Genomic DNA, 23,533 nt, shown 5'->3' on the forward strand with positions numbered 1-23,533 from the left:
GTCGTTACATTGAAGTAACTTTGAATTATGGTTGGTTTTGACTTTGTCAAAACCCGCACTCTGGCATATGTTCAATCATTTTGATTGATTACCTATCATTGTTCAGTTTTCAAAGATCTGTGCCCCTTCATATGGGGTACTTGAATATAATAACATTTCCATATACTGATGTCAACAACATTTAGACAAATTTTACGACAAATTTCAGGAAAATTTTATCATTATTTTTGCACAATTCCACGGCCTAATTTTACAGATTTAAAACTTGAGTTATATTACTTTTTTAGACATATCATATAGGGAGAATTTAAAATAAAAAGAAGCCGCAACAAGAATACATCTATTGCATTCTGTTGCGACTTCTTGTCTATATGACAGTGTGTTAATAGAATCCCTTATTTGTGTCTCAACACTGTATATTAAAAACTTTTATATATAAGGTTATTGCAACTGCACATTCCTTATAACAAAAGCTATACATATAATGTGATTATATATGTATTAGATGATTAGTTATCTGTCTGAATCGCTTCACGAAGGTTAATTTCGTGCATGTCTCCAACAGAAGGTTCTTCTGCAGACATATTTTTTACAGTTTGTTTTGTAGCAAACCAAACTGCTTCGTTCATGTAATAACGCAATTCTTCATTAGATACATGTTCTTGATCTTGAGCCATGATATCAAGCATAGCATCTTCCAATGCTTGTGCTTCTTCATCAGTCAAAGGACCGCCAACGGCCTTTTGTTTTTGAAGCAATTCATTCATGCGATCAACCATGCTGCGCAATACATTGTATCCATAGCTATTTGTGTAACCTTGGTCCTTATCATATTTAGGGAATGTGTAATAGCTATACTCGTTTTTATTACGGTTTTCACCATTCCAGTTCAATGCAGTTTCTTGGCCATGTACATAACCTAAAGAATGTTTACGGAAATAATCAGCATAATTATGCTTATCTTTAGAATGTAACCATTTAGCTTCTTCTTTAGTTAACGCTTGATGATTATTCTTTTTGCTTTCAGCTAAAGCAATATGTTTTTCCGCATTTTCCCATGCTTTCACAAATTCATGGATACCTTGCACAGCCTGAGGGCTAGCCACAGGAACCAATACAACAGAACCTGTTGTAGGCGCTTTAGCTGGATTTGGTAAAAGCAATGGATCATCAAATGTAGCAGATGCCGCATTAACATGGAATACGCCACTGCCGAATAATACTGCCGCTGTGAAAGCAAGCAAAGTGGATTTTTTCATTATATATTCCTCTTTTCTATCAACGAATTAAATCGGGTGAGAGGACCCCCAAAAGGAAATCCTCAACCCGTAATGTTCAGTATGAACGTATTATAAACCTAGTCTTGCCATCATTGCAGCAATATTAGCTTTCATTTGTTCATTTTCAGCTTTCAAATCAGCTACTTCACCTTTTAATCCTTGATTTTCAGCTTTCATTGCAGCAAGTTCACGTTGCATTGCATATGTAGAACTGATAGGTCCTTTACGATAACGATCTGCAGTTTCTGCTTCACCGTCTCTGTTACCTACTTTCCAAGTTACACCAGCATTTGCCATCATATGGCTATTGCTACCCGCCCAAGCTACGCCAGCATGTAACATCATGGATTCATTTTTGTAATGAGCCACGCCTAATGCCAATGCGGAGTCACCACGGTAGTTACCGTAACCTGCCATAATTTGAGTAGGTTCGTAAGGGTCATAAGCCATAGGTTTCAATGCAGACAACGCGGAGGATAAAGCACCAACTTGACGAACTTCTTTTACAACATTATTCATGCTGTTTGCAACACGATTAAGTTGGGAACCATTAACAGCATCAGTAGAAGTGGAGCTAATTTCGCCTGGAGCCACGTTAGTAATCTTATTACCGCCGTTGTTCAAACCAGAGCTTGTTAAGGATACGCTGCCACCACCATTATTCTTAATTGTGATACCGTTACCGTTTGTCACAGTTGTATGACCGGAGTTATCCATAGTTGTAATGGAGTTGATACCAGTAATATCTTTTGCCAAACGAACATTCAAGCTGCCGTTGTTATCGGAAATAACACCGATATTGTTTGCAGTGGAAAGTTTGCTTTCATCAGTAACGCCACCTTTAACAGTCACTTTTTGACCTAGGTCACGATGGAATTCGCCTCTATCACCTGCAAAGTCTAAGCCAGCTTTCTTAAGGCCGTCGATACCTTTCTTCAAGTCACCGATGTTAGCACCATTTGTTAAGCTGCTGCTATTATCAGCAATATTGTTGATATCTTCGCCTTTACCATAACCGCTTGCCATGTTAACAACTTGATTACCACCATTGTTCAAGCCGTCTTTAGTTAATGTAACCTTGTTTCCACCATCTCTAGGGCTACCATTACCATCACTCTTAGGAGGAGTTATAATCTCAACACCGTTGCTGCTAACACTAGTAGTTAATTTAGAATCGCCCATGCCGGATGTAACTACCATGCCGTCTGCAGTTGTTCTTGTGCTCTTAGTCTTTTTATCAGTAGTTACAACACCATTAGCAGTCAATTCAGTGGCCTTAGTTGGATTATCTACAAGCACACCATTAGCTGTTGTTTGTGTTGAATTATTTTGGCTATCAGATACTTTTACATTACCTGCAGTAAGAGCAGTTGTATTGCCTAATGTATCAGTGCTTGTAACACCTACACCGTTTGTTACAGTAGAGAATTTCTTATCGTCAGTAGTGGTAATCACACTGCGTAAGTTCAAGTCTTTTTTGATATCTACAGTGTATGTTTTGGACTTATCCGCATTTGTTGTAGATGTTACAGTTGTATTGCCGCTATCGCCAGCTTTCACTGTTGTAGTTGCCGCCGCCATGCTGCTCTTCAACTGTTGAACGTTAACTGCATCTGTATCATTTACACCAGCTGCCACGTTAGTAATCTTTTGATTATTTGCGTTTAAGCCTTCATTAGAAATGTAAGTTTTACCGCCTACAGATACGCCTTTATCGTCAAGAACAACTTGTTTGTTTGGATCGGAACCAACTGTTACAGAGTCAAGACCTTTAAGGTTCTTAGCGAGTTTAACGTTCAAGTTACCGTTTTCATTAACTACGCCAATGTTACCGTTTGAAAGTTTGGATTTATCAGCTTCGCCACCTTTAAGTTCCAATGTTTGACCAAGGTCTTTATGGATAACATCACCAGAGTCACCTTTGAAGTTCAAGCCTTTTTTAGTCAAGTCTTGAGTGTTCTTATCAATTTTGTTATCTACAACTTTCAATTGATCTTCTGTTGCAGCTTGACCGTTAGTGATGTTATTAGGATCCCAAGTTCTGTTAGTCAAGTTGTTTACAGTACCGTTTGCACCGTTAACTAGAACTTTACCAGCATTAATTGAGCCCTCTGTACCATTGATAGTTACAGCGTTAGCACCTTCACCAGCTTTCACGATACCTTTAGTACCATCAATGTGAACTGCTGTGTTACCAGAACCTAATGTCACAGTATCTTTCAAGCCTACAGTGTAAGTCTTAGCTTTAGTAATAGCATTGATTTCTTCCTCAACATCAACGTTTTTACCAGCTTTTACCTTAGTATCGGACGCAGCTCTTACTTCGTTCAATTGATTTAAGTTAACTGCATCAGTACCATCAGTACCAGCTTTTACGTTCTTGATTTGAGTATCGTTAGCATCAAAGCCATTAGATGTAACGAATTTCTTACCACCGATTGTCAAACCATCATTGTTGATTGTTGTAGCACCAGTTGTTACGCTGTTCAAGCCTGTTAAGTCTTTTGCAAGTTTAACATTCAACTTACCGTTTTCAGATACAACACCGATGTTGTTGTCGGACAATTTAGTTTTATCAGAAACGCCACCTACAACATCCAATGTTTGACCAAGGTCTTTATGAATTAAATCACCAGAGTCAGCTTGGAAGTTCAAGCCTTTCTTACCGTTGTCTGTAACTTTTTTATCTACAGATTTCAATTGGTCTTCTGTTGCTGCTTGACCACTTGTGATATTTGCAGGATCCCAAGAAATATTAGTCAAGTTGTTTACAGTACCATTTGCACCGTTAACTAGAACTTTACCAGCATTAATGTTACCTGTTACACCATCAATCGCTACCTTACCAGCATTGATTGTGCTATTTACGCCATTGATAGTGACTGCATTAGCGCCGTCACCAGCTTTTACGATACCTTTTGTACCGTCGATGTTAACAGCTGTGTTACCGGAACCTAATGTTACAGTGTCTTTCAATGCCACTGTGTAAGTCTTAGCTTTTGTAGTAGGATCTTGAGTTTCATCAACATTGATGTTTTTGCTACCTTCTACTTTTGTATTAGATGCAGCTTTTACATCGTTCAATTGTTTAACGTTAACAGCATCATTATCTTCTACACCAGCAGTTACGTTTTTGATTTGCGTATTGTTAGCGTTGAAGCCATTAGCTGTAACGAATTGTTTGTTGTTGATTGTCAAGCCATCGTTGTTGATAGTTGTTTGACCAGTTGTTACGCTGTTCAAGCCTGTTAAGTCTTTTGCAAGTTTAACATTCAACTTACCGTTTTCAGATACCACACCGATGTTATTGTCAGACAATTTAGCTTTATCGGAAGTGCCACCCACAACACCTAATGTTTCACCAAGGTTTTTATGAATGCTTGTTGCATCATCACCTTGGAAGTTCAAGCCTTTATTAGTGTTGTCTGTAACTTTTTTATCTACAGATTTCAATTGGTCTTCTGTTGCAGCTTGACCACTTGTGATGTTTGCAGGATCCCAAGTTCTGTTAGTCAAGTTGTTTACAGTACCGTTTGCACCGTTAACTAGAACTTTACCAGCATTAATGTTACCTGTTACACCATCGATTGCTACTTTGCCAGCATTAATTGTGCTGTTTACACCGTTGATAGTTACCGCATTAGTGCCATCGCCAGCTTTTACGATACCTTTTGTACCGTCGATATTAACAGCTGTGTTACCGGAACCTAATGTTACAGTGTCTTTCAATGCCACTGTGTAAGTTTTAGCTTTTGTTACAGCATCTACAGTTTCATCAACATTGATGTTTTTGCTACCTTCTACTTTTGTATTAGATGCAGCTTTAACATCGTTCAATTGTTTAACATTTACAGCATCGTTATCTTCTACGCCAGCTGTTACGTTTTTGATTTGCGTATTGTTAGCGTTGAAGCCATTATCTGTAACGAATTGTTTATTGTTGATTGTCAAGCCATCGTTATTGATAGTTGTTTGACCAGTTGTTACGCTGTTCAAGCCTGTTAAATCTTTTGCAAGTTTAACATTCAACTTACCGTTTTCGGATACTACACCGATATTATTATCGGACAATTTAGCTTTATCGGAAGTACCACCTACAACGTCTAATGTTTCGCCAAGATTTTTATGAATGCTTGTAGCGTCATCGCCTTTGAAGTTCAAGCCCTTCTTAGTCAAGTCATTGCCATTATCAGTGATTTTCTTATCAACAATTTTCAATTGATCTTCTGTTGCAGCTTGACCGCTTGTGATATGGTCAGCATCCCAAGTGATATTTGTCAAGTTGTTTACCGTACCAGTAGCACCGTTAACAGTCACTTTACCGGAGTTGATAGTGCCATTTGTACCATTGATAGTCACAGCATTAGCACCGTCACCAGCTTTCACGATGCCTGTAGTACCGTTGATGTTAATTGCTTTATCGCCGGAACCTAAAGTTACATTGTCTTTCAATGCTACTTTATAAGTTTTAGCGTGTGTATTAGGGTCTACTGTGGAATCAACATTGATGTTTTCGCTACCTTCTACTGTAGTGTTAGACGCATTTTTAACTTCGTTCAATTGATTCAAGTTAACTGCATCATTACCATCAGTACCAGCTTTTACGTTTTTGATTTGTGTGTTGTTAGCATCAAAACCGTTAGCTGTAACGAATTTATTACTACCAATTGTTAAACCTTCGTTATTAATTGTTGTAGCACCAGTTGTTACACTTGTTAAGCCAGTCAACTCTTTAGCAAGTTTAACATTCAACTTACCGTTTTCAGATACCACGCCGATGTTATTGTCGGACAATTTAGCTTTATCGGAAGTACCACCTACAACATCTAATGTTTCGCCAAGATCTTTATGAATGCTTGTAGCGTCATCGCCTTTGAAGTTCAAGCCCTTCTTAGTCAAGTTACTACCATTGTCAGTAATTTTCTTATCAACAACTTTCAATTGATCTTCTGTTGCAGCTTGACCGCTTGTGATATGGTCAGCATCCCAAGTGATATTTGTTAAGTTGTTTACAGTACCTTTAGCACCGTTAACAAGAACTTTACCGGAATTGATATTGCCTGTTACACCGTCAATCGCTATGTTACCAGCATTAATTGTGCTGTTTGTACCGTTGATAGTTACAGCATTATTGCCTTCGCCAGCTTTCACAATACCTTTTGTGCCGTCGATATTAACAGCAGTATTGCCAGAACCCAATGTTACTGTATCTTGTAAACCAACTGTATAAGTCTTAGCTTTAGTAAGTGGATCTTCAGAATCAGTTACATTGATGTTTTTACCAGCTTTTACAACAGTTTTAGCTGCCGCTGCGTTATTGGATACTTCTTTCAACTGTTTAAGGTTAACTGCGTGGTTATCCTCTGTACCAGCTTTCACGTTTGTGATTTGAGTATCGTTAGCATTGAAGCCGTTGCTTGTAACAAATGTGTTACCACCGATTGTTAAACCATTGTTATTAATAGTTGTAGCACCAGTTGTTACGCTGTTCAAACCTGTCAAATCTTTAGCAAGTTTAACATTCAATACGCCGTTGTTATTAACTACGCCGATGTTATTTTCTGAAAGTTTAGATGCGTCAGCTTGACCGCCAGAGATTTTCAATGTTTGGCCAAGGTCTTTATGAATTGCAGTACCTGCATCGCCTTGGAAGTTCAAGCCTTTTTCTACGATTTCAGTTTTTGTAGTATCAATCTTATTGTCTACTACTTTTAATTGATCTTCTGTAGCAGCTTGACCATTAGTAATAGCATTAGGATTCCAAGTTCTGTTAGTTAATTCGTTAACAGTACCTGTAGTACCATTGATAGTTACTTTACCGGAGTTGATAGTACCATTTGTGCCGTTGATAGTCACAGCATTATCGCCAGTGCCAGCTTTCACGATACCTGTTGTACCGTTGATATTGATAGCTGTATTACCTGTGCCTAATGTTACTTCATCTTTCAAGCCTACAGTATATGTTTTAGCTTTAGTTACATTGTCGATGCTTTCATCAACTTTAATGTTTTTACCTTCAGCTACCTTTGTATTTGCTGCAGATGCACTGTTGGATACTTCTTTCAATTGCGCCAAGTTTACTGCATCGCTATCGATTGTACCACGAGCAACGTTAGTAATCTTGTTACCACCATTATCCAAGCCTGTTTTAGTAAGGGATACAGATGCATTGTTTGTAGCACCGTTGCTGATAGTTACACCATTGGAAGTAACTTTTGTATCACCTACAGTTACGCTGTTCAAACCTTTAAGGTCTTTTGCCAAACGAACTTTCAAGTCATTAGAGCCATCGGATACAACACCGATATTGTCTTCTGCAGTCAATTTGGATGCGTCTGTGATGCCACCTTTAACGTTTACTTGTTCGCCAAGTTTTTTATTGATTACATTACCGGAGTCAGCACCGAATTTCATGCCTTTATTGATCAATTCTTCTTTAGTCTTGAACAATTGGCTACCGTTAATAGCATCTGTAGATGTAGCTGTTACAGCACCGTCTTTTACATTTGTAATAGTAGTGCCATTAGCGCCTTCCAATGTTACCTTAGTTTTATCAACAACACCGTTATTGATGTCGTATTTAACAGCACGATCTGTCAATTTATCTACAGAAGTCTTGGATGCAATGTTATTGATTGTAACTTGCTCTTTAACGCCTGCATGGTTTTTATCCTCTACAGTCAAGGATACTTCACCATTGTCGTTTACCTTGTAGGAACCGTCACCAGCGGAGTTTCTTACAAGACGATAGTCAGTTGCACTGCTACCTTGTTGAGTAATTTGTTCACTAACTTTTTTCAACTGATCTTCAGTCGCTGCACGACCGGATACGATAGATGTGGAATCCCAGCTCTTATTGCTCAAGTTAGTTACATAATTACCAGTTTCGCTCGCTTGTTTCGTATTTTGAACAGTTTGAGCGCCCATTACAACGCCACTAGCAGTTACTCTACCTGCTGTACCATCAAGAACTACTTGATTGTTACCGCTACCCAATGTCACTTTGTTATTCAAACGAAGATCATATTTAGCGCCTTCAGTGCTTGTAGCAGGAGTCGTTGTCAATTTAAGGTTATCATCGGAAACAGTTACTTTTGAATGTTTGCCTGCTTCGATTTTTACATCATGCAATTGGCTACCATTTACAGCATCTGTAGAAGTAGAGGATACTTCGCCAGCTTTCAAGTTAGTAATTGTTGTACCGCCTTGGCCTTCCAAAGTAACCTTGTTTTTATTAACAGTAGTACCGTTAAGATCATATTTAACAGCACGTTCTGTCAATTTATCCAATTCAGTTTTGGATGCGATATTGTTGATTGTTACCGTATTAGCAGGACTATTAGGATGAGCCTCATCTTTAACTTTTAAATCAACTTTATTGTTTTCTACAGAGTAAGAACCATCTGCAGAATTTGTATTGTTGATCAAGCGGTAATCTGTTTTAGCTGCATTAGTAGTCTTGATTTCATCAGACACTTTTTTCAACTGATCTTCAGTTGCTGCACGACCAGATGTGATTGTAGGGTTTTGAACATTCCATTCTTTGTTGTCCAAACCAGTTACATAGTTTTTATTGTCGCTATGTTTACCTACACGAACAGAACCAGCAGTTACGCTATTCAAACCTGTTAGGTCTTTTGCCAACTTAACATTAAGGTTGCCGTCTTTAGCTACAACACCGATGTTATTGTCAGACAAAGTACCTGTAGCGCCACCAGTAATACCTAAAGTATCGCCAAGTTGTTTATTGATTTTAACATTGTTATCGCCTTGGAAGCTTAAGCCTTTAGCGATTTTGTTAGTGTTATTTGTGATATTAGTAGTATTAATATCTTGTTGCTCTTTAGAAGCAAGGTTCGTCAACTTAACTTGTTTAGGATTGGAACCATCAGCATCCGCAACAGTCAATGTCATGCTACCGTCAGCAGCTACTTTATATTCACCGTTGCTGCCTGCTGCAGGGTTTGCAATCAAGCGGTAGTCAGTTTTGGAAAGACCATTAGAGATTTTAGAGATATCAACATCGAATGTTTGATTATCATTACGTGTCAATGTCAATCTCTTACCGTCATTGGATACTGTACCGGATGTAACATAAGTATTTTTCAAACCTGTTACTTCAGCGGTTAAACCGTTTGTACCGGTCATGTTAATCTTGCCATTACCGTTTGCTTCATAAGTAGCAGCACCACGTTGTAAGTATTTATCGTATTTAGCTGCAATACGAGAGATATCACCGATATTAGCCGCATTTGTTAATGTATCGCCACCGGATTTTACATTAGTGATTTGATTACCACCAGCATTGATACCTCTTGTGCTCATGGATACATTACCTGTTGTAACGGAGTTGAAGCTTGCATCTTCAACAGTTGCAACCGTAACATTATCTCCGGAGCCTTCTAATGCAATATTTTTACCAGCTTTAAAGTTAACTGTACGATTAGGCGCTTTTACATCTTTTAGCTTTCTACCGTCAACTTGAAGTTCCCAACCTTGGTTTGCAGATTTAATAGCTTCATGAACGGTATTTTTACCTGTATCACCAATGTTAGTCATGGTGATAGTACCGTTTTGGTCAACCTGAGCATTACCGCCTAAGATATTCTTAGTGCTGTTAGCTACATTACCCACTGCATTAGCAACGCCATATAATTGGCTGCCATTAATAGCATCTGTAGATTGTGCATTCACACGACCAGCAGCTACGTTAGTGATTGTACGTTTTGTAGAATTGTTACCAACGCTAACTGTGGAATCAGCAGTGCCACCGGCATAGTTATATTTCAAGCCGTTAATAGTTTCACTAGCAGTGCTCACAGAGGCCGCTGTTTCAGATTTAGCACCTAACGCAACGCCACGAACGTTATTTACTGTCGCATTGCTACCAAGAGCTAAGCCTTCGTTTGCTTGTACACTTGCTTCACTACCGATTGCTACAGCATCAGTTACTTCTTTTTGAGCTTTAAGTTTAGTGATTAATTCAGGATTATCTTTATAAACACTACGATCACGTACACGTTCTAATGTACCTGCTTGAGCGCTTACGCCCAATGCGATGGACCGAGAACCAGTTGCTTGTGCATCATCACCGATAGCCACAACATTTTTCTTGTCCCCATCTTGAGTGCTCAAAGCACTAGCTTCACGACCCATAGCAATAGAGCCGTAACCTTCGGAATGAGCGTTATTACCGATAGCTGTAGAACGTTCACCTAATGCCCATGCAGCATTACCTGCTGCTACAGAAGATCCGCCCAATGCATATGTATCATTACCTAATGCCACGCCGGAACCACCATGAGCACGCGCAGAGTTACCTACAGCAACGGAGTTATTTACTTTATATTGAGGGTCATTTTGAATACCGGATTCAGCATTATTACCGATAGCTATGCCGTCCATTGCACGAGTTTTGGCATTGTTACCAAGAGCAACCCCATTATCACGATAATGAGCAGCACTGTTACCGATAGCTACGCCTTGTATTCCCTGAGAAAGGGCATTACTACCGATAGCTATGCCATGAGTAAAATTCTCGCCTTTATAATTTGTACCTGCTGCTACATTAGCACCTGTCCCCATAGCAACACTATCTACAGTATTTGATTTAGCACCTTGACCGATAGCAATAGCACGAGCAGCGTTAGCTTGGGTATTAGTACTTCCGTCATATGCTGTATACGGTGTACCTTTTGCGTCTGTCAATGGATCAGGATTTGCAGAACCGATAGCAATGGATTGAGCACCTTTTGCCAATGCGGAGTGACCCATGGCCAAGCTAGCAGACCCTTGTGCGGATGCTGCCGTACCGATAGCTGCCGCATATTGTTCTCCTGCGTAAGCTTGACGCATCATCGCCAAGGAGTTAAAGCCTTTTGCCTTTGCAGCTGAACCGACAGCAATAGCACCGATTTGTTCAGATTGAGCATAATGGCCTAAACCGATACCCAACGCACGAGATTGGGAATAATCACCGATAGAAATACCGGATACGGAGCCATCATTAGAACGTGCATTCGCACGATTACCAATTTGAATACCGAACACCTTATTATCAGTATATAAGTGTCCTTGTCCTGGATTTCCTGGTGTTTTGTAATCATACATTTGAATGTAAGGTGCTTTTTCGCTAGGGTATAAATACGTAAACCCGCCATCACGTTCACCTTCACCAGGAGATAAAGAAAGACCTCTAATAGGTGCTGCATCAACACCCGAAATTAATCCGCTACCGCAGGTCAAAACCATAGCCGCCAAGCCAACTTTTACCGTAGCTTTAGCGGAATTACTAACAAAGCTTTTGGAGCCACGAGTATGGCTTTTTGCAATTTCAGATACAACGACATATGCGCCTCGTACCTGACTCCAAATTACCCTATAAATACGATTCATTTAGTAGTACCTACCTTTCACACAGTTTTATAAGGGATTCTAAAACCAACACTAAAACACTAAAAATAATAAAATTTTCATCAAAAATTTAATTACTATACATATAAAATATCAGATTAGTTTATGAATGTAAATATATTTTTTTCATATTTCGCTCATTTATTTTCAGAACTTTAAACTTCTTTTAAAAATTGATTTTCTTACTCATTTAAATATATTTTCAATCATAAAAACCCTTACAACAATGGGCCAAACAACACTTATAATCTAAAGCTAATGATTTTATAGTAAATTAATCACATTTATAATTTTCGATTAAAATTATATGTTCTGTATTATACACTATTATGAAAAGTTTGTGAAGTCAAACACAAAAAAAGAACGAAAGTCCTTTCACAGTAGACTTTCGTTCTTTCATTTTATATACCATATAGGGTTAAAATCATCTAATTTTCATGGGTATTTTCTGGTACATCAGCTCGCTTTTTATCGCATGAACGTAAGATGAAACAGGTATGAATTACATGCCTAAACGACTCATAATAAGAGCCAATTGTCGCTTAGTTTCTTCGTTATCTTTCTGTAGACGAAGATTATCTTCTTTTAATGCCGCATAGTCTGCAGTTAATTTTTCATCCTGCGCTTTCATGCGTGCATTTTCAGCTTTCAAAGCGGTCATTTCATCCTGCATTACGTACATAGAACTGATAGGACCGCCCTTGTAGCGTTCAGGAATAGCCTTCTTCTCATCAGAAGAACCGAATTTACGAGTTACACCAGCATTCACCATATTATGACGACTACCAACAGATACGCCTGCATGGAACATAGTGTCTTCCGATGTGTAGTGAGCAACACCTAAAGCTGCTGCAGTTTCGCCTCTGTAATTACCAATACCAGCCATCACTTGAGTTGGTTCTAACGGATCATATTGAATCGGTTTCAACGCAGACATAGCCGCCGCATGAGCACCTACACGTTGCGTTTCGCCCGCCACGGAATTAATAGCATTGGCCATGCCCTCTGTAACTCCTTTCAATTGATTTACGTTAACCGCATCCGTGCCGTTTACACCAGGACCTACATTGCTAATTGTTTTACCACCGTTATTCAATCCATCTTTAGTAAGGCTTACAATGTTACCGCTAGCAGGAGTAATGGTTATGCCACTGCCGTTCACAACCGTAGAGTTACCTGCGGCATCCTTAGTCGTTACTGACGTAAGACCTTTCAAATCTTTCGCCATACGAACCTTGAGATTGCCGGTACCATCGGATACAACACCTAAATTATCTTCTGTAGTCAACTTGCTAGCATCAGTAATACCACCGATTACGTTTACCTGTTCGTTAAGTTTTTTGTTAATCACATTACCGGAATCACCACCGTATTTCATACCATCGTCTTTAGTTGCCACTTGATGTGTCTTGCCCTGTTCATCTTGGTACTTAATACGAGTAATAGCATTACCTCCTAGATCAGAATCACCCTTATCAGCAATCATATCTGCATTGCGACCATCTTTGCCAGTTAAACCGATATGACCAACGCCATCTTTGCCGGACATAGATACAGCATCTTTACCGTCTTTACCTGTAATAGCTACTTTGCCGTCTGTACCATTCGCAGCGTCTGGACCTGTAATGGAAACGCCATCTTGACCGTTTTTGCCGACTTTCACCTTATCAGTCGTTACCGTATCGGCAGTGACCGTTTTGGTAGTAACGCTATCAGTCTTAAGATTCTTAGCCATTTTAATAGTAACATTACCATTTTCGGCTACTGTTTTGATATTTTCACCGGAATAATCACTATCAGCCCCTTGACCTTCACCTTTGATAGTAACCTTTTGACCTAAATCACGGTGGAAATCGCCTGTATTACCGGCAAAATCCATACCTTTCTTCGTAATGTCATCACCTAAGTTATTAATCTTATTATCCAAGGTTTTATGGGACTTCTGCAATTGATCTTCTGTAGCAGCACGACCACTTGTAATATTGTTAGGATCCCAATCTTTGTTTTCCAAACCTGTCACATGACCGTCCTTGCCATCAACAGATACTTTACCTGCCGCGATCTTACCATCTTTACCGTCGATAGTTACCTTATCTCCGGCCTTAATTGTACCGTTTATACCGTCAATCGCTACAGTGCCGGCCTTGATTGTGCCCTTATCACCATCGATTTCAACTTTATCACCTGCTTTAATGGTGCCTTTGTTACCATCGATAGTAATGTTGTCACCGGCTTTGATAGTGCCTGTTGTACCATCCATTGCAATTTGTTTCGTAGGATCAGTCCCCATTGTTACTTGGTCTTTGAGGCCCACTTTGTAATTTGTAGAACCGTCCGCATTAGTGGTCTTATCTACTTGGACATTATTACCTGCCGTTACTGTTGTAGTAGCAGCTGCTGCGGCTTTATCTAATTGGGATTTATTAACCGCATCCTTAGAATCAGTACCATCAGCTACATTCGTAATCTTCTTGTTGGACGCATCGATACCGTCCTTCGTCATGGATGGACCGTTGGTAATCTTCACGCCGTCCTTTGTAACAGCAGTCAACGGATTGCCATCCTTATCTTGAACGGTCATACCTTCACCATTTACAACGGTTTTACCGTTTGCACCATTAGTACCATTGTTGAAAGTTATGGAATCTAGACCTTTAAGATTTTTTGCCAAACGAACATTAAGGATATTATTTTTGCTAATAACACCGATATTGTTTTCGGTCAACTCATCTTCACTTGTAACACCACCCTTAATGTCCAATTGTTCATTAAGTTTCTTCTTGATGGTAGTACCGGAGTCACCACCGTATTTCATACCATCGTCTTTGGTTGCTACTTCATGGGTTGTGCCATTTTCATCTTGATATTTAATGCGCGTGATTTCATTTCCATTAACATCAGCAGCACCTTTATCAGCGATAATATCCGCACTGCGACCATCTTTACCAGTTAAACCGATGTGACCTATACCGTCTTTACCGGACATGGACACCGCATCCTTGCCGTTTTTATCTGTAACAGCTACCTTACCATCAGTGCCATTCGCCGTATCTGGACCTGTAAGAGATACGCCCTCCTTACCGTCTTTACCGACTTTCACGGATTCAGCCTTAAGATTTTTGTTCATCTTCACATCGATAGTCGTGTTACCTGTTGCTGCATCTTGTTTGATGAAAGTCTTAATATTGTCACCACTATAGTCGGTATCAGCAGCTTTACCTTCACCTTGAACAGTGACAGTAGAGCCTAATTTATTGGTTTGTACACCGCCTACATTGGCATTGAATTTGAGACCTGTATCAGTTTGACCTGCCAAGGCTTGTTTCAATTGATCCTCTGTTGCAGCACGACCGGATACGACATTACCTGCATTCCAAGTCTTATTATCAAGACCAGTCACGTAGTTACCAGTATTAGCAGGAGTTGCGCCATCAGATTGTTTACCCATGGTTACAGTGCCGGCTTTCACAGTTTCCGTAGCCGTAACAGATGTAACATTAAGATCCTTTTTCAATTTGAGGCCGATCTTCGTATCGTCACCGGTTTGACTGATTTCCGTCGTAATATTGTCGTCGCCGTTTACCGTTACCTTAGAGCCTAGTTTATTAGTTTTTTCAGCGTTATTATCCGCATCAAAACGAAGGCCTTTATTGGTAAGTTCAGTCTTAGCATCACTAATATTTTTATTTAACTCAGTTTTAGCGTCATGCAATTGACCGCCGTTAACCGCATCTTTGGAATTAGCAGCAATATTACCATCAGCAACATTGGTAATCTTTTGGTCGTTCGCATTGATGCCATTTGGAGATACATAATTCTTACCACCTACGGTCAAACCACCACTATTGATGATTGTACCGCCAGCTGTTACGCTGTCCAAACCAGTTAATGTCTTAGACAACTTCACGTTTAATGTGCCTGTGCCATCAGATACAACGCCAATATTATTATCAGTTAAATCTGCAGCTGCAGCTCCGCCTTTAATGGCAACAGTACCACCTAGCTTCTTGTTAATAGTTGTGCCAGAATCACCGTCAAAATTTAAGCCTTTATCCAATTCGGATTTAGATGCTACATCTTTAATCGTTACGGTTTTTGTTTTATCCGGATGGTTCTTATCCTGTACGGTCAATGCTACGTCACCGTTGGCATCTACAGTGTAGTCACCATTGGAACCCGCCGCTGGATTAGCAACGAGACTAAAGTCTGTTGCACTAGCACCTTGTTTTTTAACTTCATCACTAACCGTTTTCAATTGGTCTTCCGTTGCTGCACGGCCAGATGCAATCGTAGGATTATCAATACTCCACGCCTTATTATCAAGACCTGTTACATAATTACCAGTATTAGCAGGAGTTGCACCATCAGATTGTTTACCCATAGTTACCGTACCAGCTTTCACAGTTTCCGCTGCAGTAACAGATGTAACATTAAGATTTTTCTTCAATTTAAGGCCGATCTTTGTATCGTCACCAGTTTGACTAATTTCTGTCGTAATATTATCGTCGCCGTTTACCGTTACCTTAGAGCCTAGTTTATTCGTTTTTTCAGCGTTATTATCCGCATCAAAACGAAGGCCTTTATTGGTAAGTTCAGTTTTTGCGTCACCAATATTTTTATTGAGTTCAGTTTTAGTGTCAGCAATATTTTTGTTTAGTTCGGTTTTAGTATCGCCAATGTTTTTATTTAATTCATTCTTTGTATCAGCGATATTCTTGTTTAACTCAGTTTTAGCGTCATGCAATTGACCACCGTTAACCGCATCTTTGGAGTTTGCTGCCACATCGCCATTAGCAACATTGGTAATCTTTTGGTCATTTGCATTGATACCGTTTGGAGATACATAAGTCTTACCACCTACAGTTAAACCACCACTATTGATGATTGTGCCACCAGCTGTTACGCTGTCCAAACCAGTTAATGTCTTAGACAACTTCACGTTTAATGTGCCTGTGCCATCAGAAACAACGCCAATATTATTATCTGTTAAATCTGCAGCTGCAGCTCCGCCTTTAATGGCAACAGTACCACCTAGCTTCTTATTAATAGTTGTGCCAGAATCACCGTCAAAATTCAAGCCTTTGTCCACTTCGGATTTAGACGCCACATCTTTAATCGTTACGGTTTTTGTTTGATCCGGATGGTTCTTATCTTGAACTGTCAATGCTACGTCACCATTGGCATCTACAGTGTAGTCACCATTGGATCCCGCCGTAGGATTTGCAACAAGACTGAAGTCCGTTGCATTAGCGCCTTGAGTTTTAATAGCTTCAGTAACTGTCTTCAATTGATCTTCTGTTGCAGCACGTCCCTTGACAGCAGTCGGATTAGTTACGCTCCATGCCTGATTATCAAGACCAGTCACATAGTTACCCATATTAGCAGGAGTTGCACCATCGGATTGTTTACCCATAGTTACAGTACCGGCTTTCACAGTTTCCGTAGCAGTAACAGTGGTAACATTAAGGTCTTTCTTCAATTTAAGACCAATCTTCGTATCGTCACCAGTTTGACTGATTTCCGTCGTAATATTGTCGTCGCCATTTACTGTTACCTTGGAGCCTAGCTTATTCGTTTTTTCGTCATTATTATCTGCGTCAAAACGAAGGCCTTTATTAGTAAGTTCAGTTTTAGCATCATTAATATTATTGTTGAGTTCAGTTTTAGTGTCACCAATTTTTTTATTGAGCTCAGTTTTGGTATCACCAATGTTTTTATTCAACTCGGTCTTTGTATCAGCGATATTTTTGTTTAACTCAGTTTTGGCTTCATGTAATTGACCGCCGTTCACCGCGTCTTTGGAGTTAGCCGCCACATCGCCATTAGCAACATTGGTAATCTTTTGGTCGTTCGCATTGATGCCATTTGGAGATACATAATTCTTACCACCTACTGTCAAACCACCACTATTGATGATTGTGCCACCAGCTGTTACGCTGTCCAAACCAGTTAATGTTTTCGCTAGTTTCACATTTAACACACCGCCATCAGATACGACACCAATATTATTGTCCGTCAAGTTAGCAGCCGCTGCACCGCCCTTGATGCTAAGCTTATCACCCAACTGTTTGTTAATTACAGCGCCGCTATCTCCATCAAAGTTAAGGCCTTTAGCAATAGTCGTATTGATTGTGGATATAGCATTTTTATTAGTCGTAATATCTTGCGTATTTTGAGCGATATTTTGCTTATTTTGTGCAATATCAGTCTTATTCTTACCGATGTCAGTCGCATTTTTAGCAATGTCAGTTGTGTTTTGAGCTATTTTATCCTTGTTCGTATTAACTTGCGTATTAACAGATTTCAACTGATCTTCCGTTGCAGCACGACCAGTTACGGCTTGTGGATTATCTACATCCCAAGCAGTATTGGTAAGACCAGTTACCGTGCCTGCAGTACCATCCACAGATACAGGATTAGCAGTTCCTAAGGTGATTTTATCCCCTAATCCGACAGTATATTCCTTACCGCCGGCTGCATTTGTACCTTCTTCTACAGTGATGTTGCTGTTTTTAGCTTTCACAGTACTTGCCTTAGCAGTTCCACCGATAGCATCTTGCAACTGACTGAAGTTAACCGCATCAGTAGGATCTGTGCCTTTTGCTAGACCGGTAATCTTTTGATTATTTGCATTGATACCGTTTGGCGTTACGTAGGTCTTGCCGCCTACGGTCAAACCACTACCATTAATAGTTGTTCCACCAGCCGTTACGCTATCCAAACCAGTTAATGTTTTAGCTAGTTTCACATTTAATGTGCTGCCATCAGACACGACACCGATATTATTATCCGTAAGATCCGCCATAGCACCACCTTTAATGGTAACAGTGTCGCCTAATTTTTTATTAATCGCAGCACCGCTATCGCCGTTAAAGTTTAATCCTTTATTGATATTGGTTACATTTGTATTGACCTTATCATTAACGGATTTCAACTGATCTTCCGTAGCAGCTCGACCACTTACAGCTTGAGGATTATCCGCGTTCCAAGACTTATTATCGAGCCCTGTTACAAAGTTACCGTTTGCACCGCCTGCACCACCTGATTGTTTGCCCATAGTCACAGTGCCGGCTTTCACAGTATCAGCAGCAGTAATAGTAGTAACATTGAGATCTTTCTTTAATTTAAGACCGATCTTAGTATCGTCACCAGTTTGGCTGATTTCTGTCGTGATATTATCATCGCCGTTTACCGTTACCTTGGAACCCAATTTATTGGTCTTAGCACCGCCTGTATCCGCATCAAATTTGAGACCTGTATTAATCACATCATTCTTCGCAGTCGATATATTATTGTTTAGCTCGGTTTTAGCATTATCTATATTGCCATTCAGTTCAGTTTTAGCGTCATTAATATTTTTATTGAGTTCAGTTTTGGCATCACCGATATTTTTGTTTAATTCAGTTTTAGCATCATTAATGTTGTTATTTAATTCGGTTTTAGCCGCATGAAGTTGACCGCCGTTAACTGCATCTTTGGAATTAGCCGCCACTTCACCATCAGCAACATTAGTTATTTTCTTGTCATTCGCATTAATACCGTTCGGAGTTACATAGGTCTTACCGCCTACGGTCAAACCACTACTATTGATAGTTGTACCCCCAGCCGTTACGCTATCCAAACCGGTTAATGTTTTAGCTAGTTTTACATTTAATGTGCTGCCATCAGATACGACACCGATATTATTATCCGTCAAATTCGCAGCCGCTGCACCGCCCTTGATGCTAAGCTTATCGCCCAACTGTTTGTTAATTACAGCACCGCTGTCTCCATCAAAATTTAGACCTTTAGCAATAGTTGTATTGATTGTAGAGATAGCATTTTTATTAGTCGCAATATCTTGTGTGTTCTGAGTAATATTTTGCTTGTTTTGTGCAATATCAGTCTTATTTTTACCGATATCAGTAGTATTTTGAGCTATATCAGTCTTGTTCTTAGTTATATCTTGTTTATTCTTACCGATATCAGTCGCATTTTGAGCAATGTCAGTTGTGTTCTGAGCTATTTTATCCTTATTTGTATTGACTTGCGTATTAACAGTTTTTAACTGATCTTCCGTTGCAGCACGACCAGTTACGGCTTGTGGATTATTTACATTCCAAGCAGCATTAGTAAGTCCTGTTACAGTTCCTGCGGTTCCGTCCACAGTTACAGGATGTGCCGTACCTACCGCAAGTTTATTGCCCAATCCAACAGTGTATTCCTTACCACCATTCACATTGGTACCTTCTGTTACGGTTACATTTGCATCCTTTGATTTTACTGTAGTCGCCTTTGCAGTACCACCGATAGCACTTTGTAATTGACTGAAATTAACCGCATCGTTAGGCGCTGTACCATTAGCAACACCAGTAATCTTTTGATTATTAGCATTGATGCCATCAGGTGTTACATAGGTTCTAGCACCTACACTCAAACCATTTTTACTAATAGTAGTATTTCCTGCATTAACGCTCTCTAATCCTGTTAAATATTTTGCCAACTTTACAGTCAATCTACCGGTACCATCGGATACAACACCAATATTATTATCGGATAATGCCCCTGTAGCACCGCCTTTAATGACTAGAGTATCACCTAATTTTCTCTTAATCGAAGTACCTGTATCGCTGCTAAAATAGAGCCCTTTTTCAAGAGTATTATTGATAGTGTTAATATCATTCTTATTAGTAGTAATATCACCTTGTATTTTTGTGATATTTCGTGCATTGGCACCAATACGGCTTGAGTTATCTGAGATATTCTGCGTATTTTGATTAATAAAATACTGATTGGAATTAACTCTCTCATTAACCCGCTTTAACTGATCTTCCGTAGCAGCACGCCCTGTAACAGGTGCTGGATTATTTACATTCCATGATGTATTGGTAAGACCTGTGACCGTTCCTGTACCACTATCTATGGTTACAGGATGCGAGGCCGCCCCTTTCCCTACAGTAATCTTATAGTTTAAGCCGACAGTATATTCTTTACCACCTTTCGCCGTTGAGTTTTCCCTTATCGTAATATTACCATCATCATTTGCTTTTACAATGGCTTCTTTAGCTGTACCGTTAATTGCTCGTTGCAACTGACCGTAGTTAACTGCGTCCTGACTACCTGTACCGTCTGCAACACCTCTAAGCTGTTGATTATTGGCATTAAGGCCACCGGTTGACACATAGAGTTTATTGCCTACAGACACCCCTTTATTATCAATCGTAGCAGTTCCTGCTGTTACGCTATCCAAACCAGTTAATTTTTTAGCCAATTTCACATTTAGTGTGCCATTTCCGTCTGCTTGAACCCCAATATTGTTGTCAGCCAAAGCACCGGTAGCGCCACCTTTTATTCTTACTGTGTCACCTAATTTTACTTGGTTCTGAACAAAGTTATCACCATAAAAGAACAATCCCTTATCGATATTGTCTTTATTATATCTAATAGCATCGTGGATCGTGCTTTTACCTGTAAAACCGATATCGCTCATCGTTAATTTACCGGTATCAGGATCGAGCGCCGCATTACCGCCAAGGATATTTTTAGTAGTAGTGGCTAAATTGCCCAAGCTATTTGCTACGGCATATAGCTGACTACCATTAATAGCATCTGTAGACGAAGGATTCATACGCCCTGCTGCCACATTTGTAATCGTGCGTTTTACCGTATCATTACCCACACTAAGCGTGGAGTCAGCACTGCCGCCAGCTAAATTCTTATACCACAAGCCATTTACAAACTGATTTGGCGTACTTACCACATTAGCCGTCTTGGAGTTGGCACCTAATGCAATCGATCGTTGTTGATTCGTATCAACTAATGCATTTTTACCGATGGCAATGGAATCATCTGCAGCTGCGATTGCAGCTTTACTCATAGCAATAGAATTATCTTTCATCGCTTTTGCCGTCTCACCGATAGCAATAGAAGCCGCACCGCTAGCCACGCTATCCCAACCCATAGCAGCAGCATTAGTAGCGTCAGCTGTAGAGTTCGCACCGATTGCGCGAGCACCCGCTGCCAATGCTTTTGCACCGTTACCAATGGCTACGCCCCAGTCGCCTCGAGATTGAGAGCCGTTACCCATAGCAACGGCACCGCCTTTAGATGCCTTCGCATTATTACCAAAAGCCATAGAGGATCCACCCCAAGCTCTGGCATTGGTACCAAATGCCTGATCATTATCGGCGCCCACATAGTTACCGGCCTCATCATATCCAGCCCAGGATGTATTACCAAGGGCAAAGCCATTTAAAGAAGCTACTTTTGTCAAATTACCGATAGCAACACCATTATTTACTTCAACGGTTGCATTTCTTCCGATTGCAACACCTTGCACATTACCACCAACATTAGCCCTATTAGTTTCTGTAACAGTAGCACCTGTCCCCAAAGCCACACTATTATCTGCCATTGCTGTACTATTGTCACCTATCGCTACAGTACCATTTTTAGCCTTAGCATTATCGCCCCATGGCAATGAAGATGCCTGCGCTTCAGTTGGTATAATCCCTCCTGCTAACATAACAGTACAGATAGAAATTCCGAGCATCTTGGCAAATACAGATGTCATTGTCGATCGTTTCGACATATTCTTCGCTGTTTCAGCCACAACGACATAGCATCCTTTTGTACGACTCCAGATTACTTTAAAAATTCGGTTCATCTCGTTTTACTCCTTGCATAAAACTATCAAATTTTGTGAATATAATAAAATATTTTATATTTCTTTTAAAAAGTAAAAACACAGTTAACATATGGCTATTTACCGATGCATATTATATTAAACATACCATATTCTATACTAAATGTAAAAAATTTTTCACTCTCTGCTCACCTCTAAACGATAAATATTTATGAATATACAAAAATTTTTCTATATAGCTTATGAATATGCTAAATGTACTAATTTTTTCGCATAAAATTAACTTCATGAAATAAAATGGATTTCATCTTAATAAATCATCTTGAGCAAATTATTAGTCATCGGCCTTAATTACATTACAAGATTTCATGACATATATATGCTCATTACAGATAATGAAATTATTTTTTGCATGCAAAAAGGCGCCAAAAGCATTTCGCTTTTGGCGCCTTTTATAAGCACTGCCGTATCAATATGTTATTTCATATTATTTCAAGCCCGCTTGTTGCATCAATAATGCAATTTGTGCTCTCATTTCTTCATTGTCGCGTTGTACTTTTTCGTACTTAGCTTTCAAAGCAGTCATTTCATCTTGCATTACGTACATGGAGCTAATAGGGCCACCTTTGTAACGTTCAGGAATTGCTTTCTTAGCATCGGAAGTACCGAATTTACGAGTTACACCAGCATTCACCATGTTATGGTGACTACCAACAGATACGCCTACATGGAACATAGTGTCTTCTGCTGTGTAATGTGCAACGCCTAACGCCGCAGCCGTTTCACCTCTGTAATTACCGATACCGGCCATTACTTGAGTCGGTTCCAATGGATCGTATTGAATCGGTTTCAATGCAGACATAGCTGCCGCATGTGCGCCTACACGTTGTGTTTCGCCCGCTACGGAATTAATAGCATTAGCTAAACCATCTGTAGCACCTTTCAATTGATTTACGTTAACTGCATCCGTGCCGTTTACGCCAGGGCCTACATTGGTAATTGTATTACCGCCGTTGTTGAGGCCATCTTTAGTAAGACTTACAGCATTACCACTAGCAGGTGTAATTGTTACACCGCCACCGTTCATAACTGTCGTATTACCTGCAGCATCCTTAGTGGTTACTGTTTCAAGGCCTTTTAAGTCTTTCGCCATACGAACCTTAAGGTTGCCAGTACCATCGGATACGACACCTAAATTGTCTTCTGTAGTCAACTT

4 protein-coding genes are annotated in these 23,533 nt (G+C 39.8%); all 4 read right to left on the reverse strand.

The window, feature by feature from the left end:
• Window positions 1–509: 509 nt before the first annotated feature.
• A complete protein-coding gene (locus tag AAAT26_RS09470; protein ID WP_349209143.1) occupies window positions 510–1,259 on the reverse strand; it encodes a hypothetical protein in 750 nt (249 codons plus the stop codon).
• A gap of 90 nt (window positions 1,260–1,349) precedes the next feature.
• Window positions 1,350–11,675 carry an ESPR-type extended signal peptide-containing protein gene (locus tag AAAT26_RS09475; RefSeq protein ID WP_349209144.1) on the reverse strand — a complete coding sequence of 3,442 codons (10,326 nt, stop codon included), beginning with the start codon at window positions 11,673–11,675 and terminating at the stop codon, window positions 1,350–1,352.
• A 520-nt stretch (window positions 11,676–12,195) separates the two neighbouring features.
• Entirely contained in the window at window positions 12,196–22,338 is a 10,143-nt protein-coding gene (locus AAAT26_RS09480) for an ESPR-type extended signal peptide-containing protein (RefSeq protein ID WP_349209146.1), read from the reverse strand.
• A 466-nt stretch (window positions 22,339–22,804) separates the two neighbouring features.
• Window positions 22,805–23,533: YadA-like family protein (locus tag AAAT26_RS09485; RefSeq protein ID WP_349209147.1), on the reverse strand; the 729-nt coding region annotated here is incomplete at its 5' end.

Source organism: Veillonella parvula (assembly GCF_040094895.1).
Lineage (GTDB): Bacteria > Bacillota > Negativicutes > Veillonellales > Veillonellaceae > Veillonella > Veillonella parvula_L.

What these genes read in the sequence shown, in the direction of transcription:
- AAAT26_RS09470 (WP_349209143.1), bottom strand. Translation starts at nt 1,259, where the DNA reads ATGAAAAAATCCACTTTGCTTGCTTTCACAGCGGCAGTATTATTCGGC.
- AAAT26_RS09475 (WP_349209144.1), bottom strand. Translation starts at nt 11,675, where the DNA reads ATGAATCGTATTTATAGGGTAATTTGGAGTCAGGTACGAGGCGCATAT.
- AAAT26_RS09480 (WP_349209146.1), bottom strand. Translation starts at nt 22,338, where the DNA reads ATGAACCGAATTTTTAAAGTAATCTGGAGTCGTACAAAAGGATGCTAT.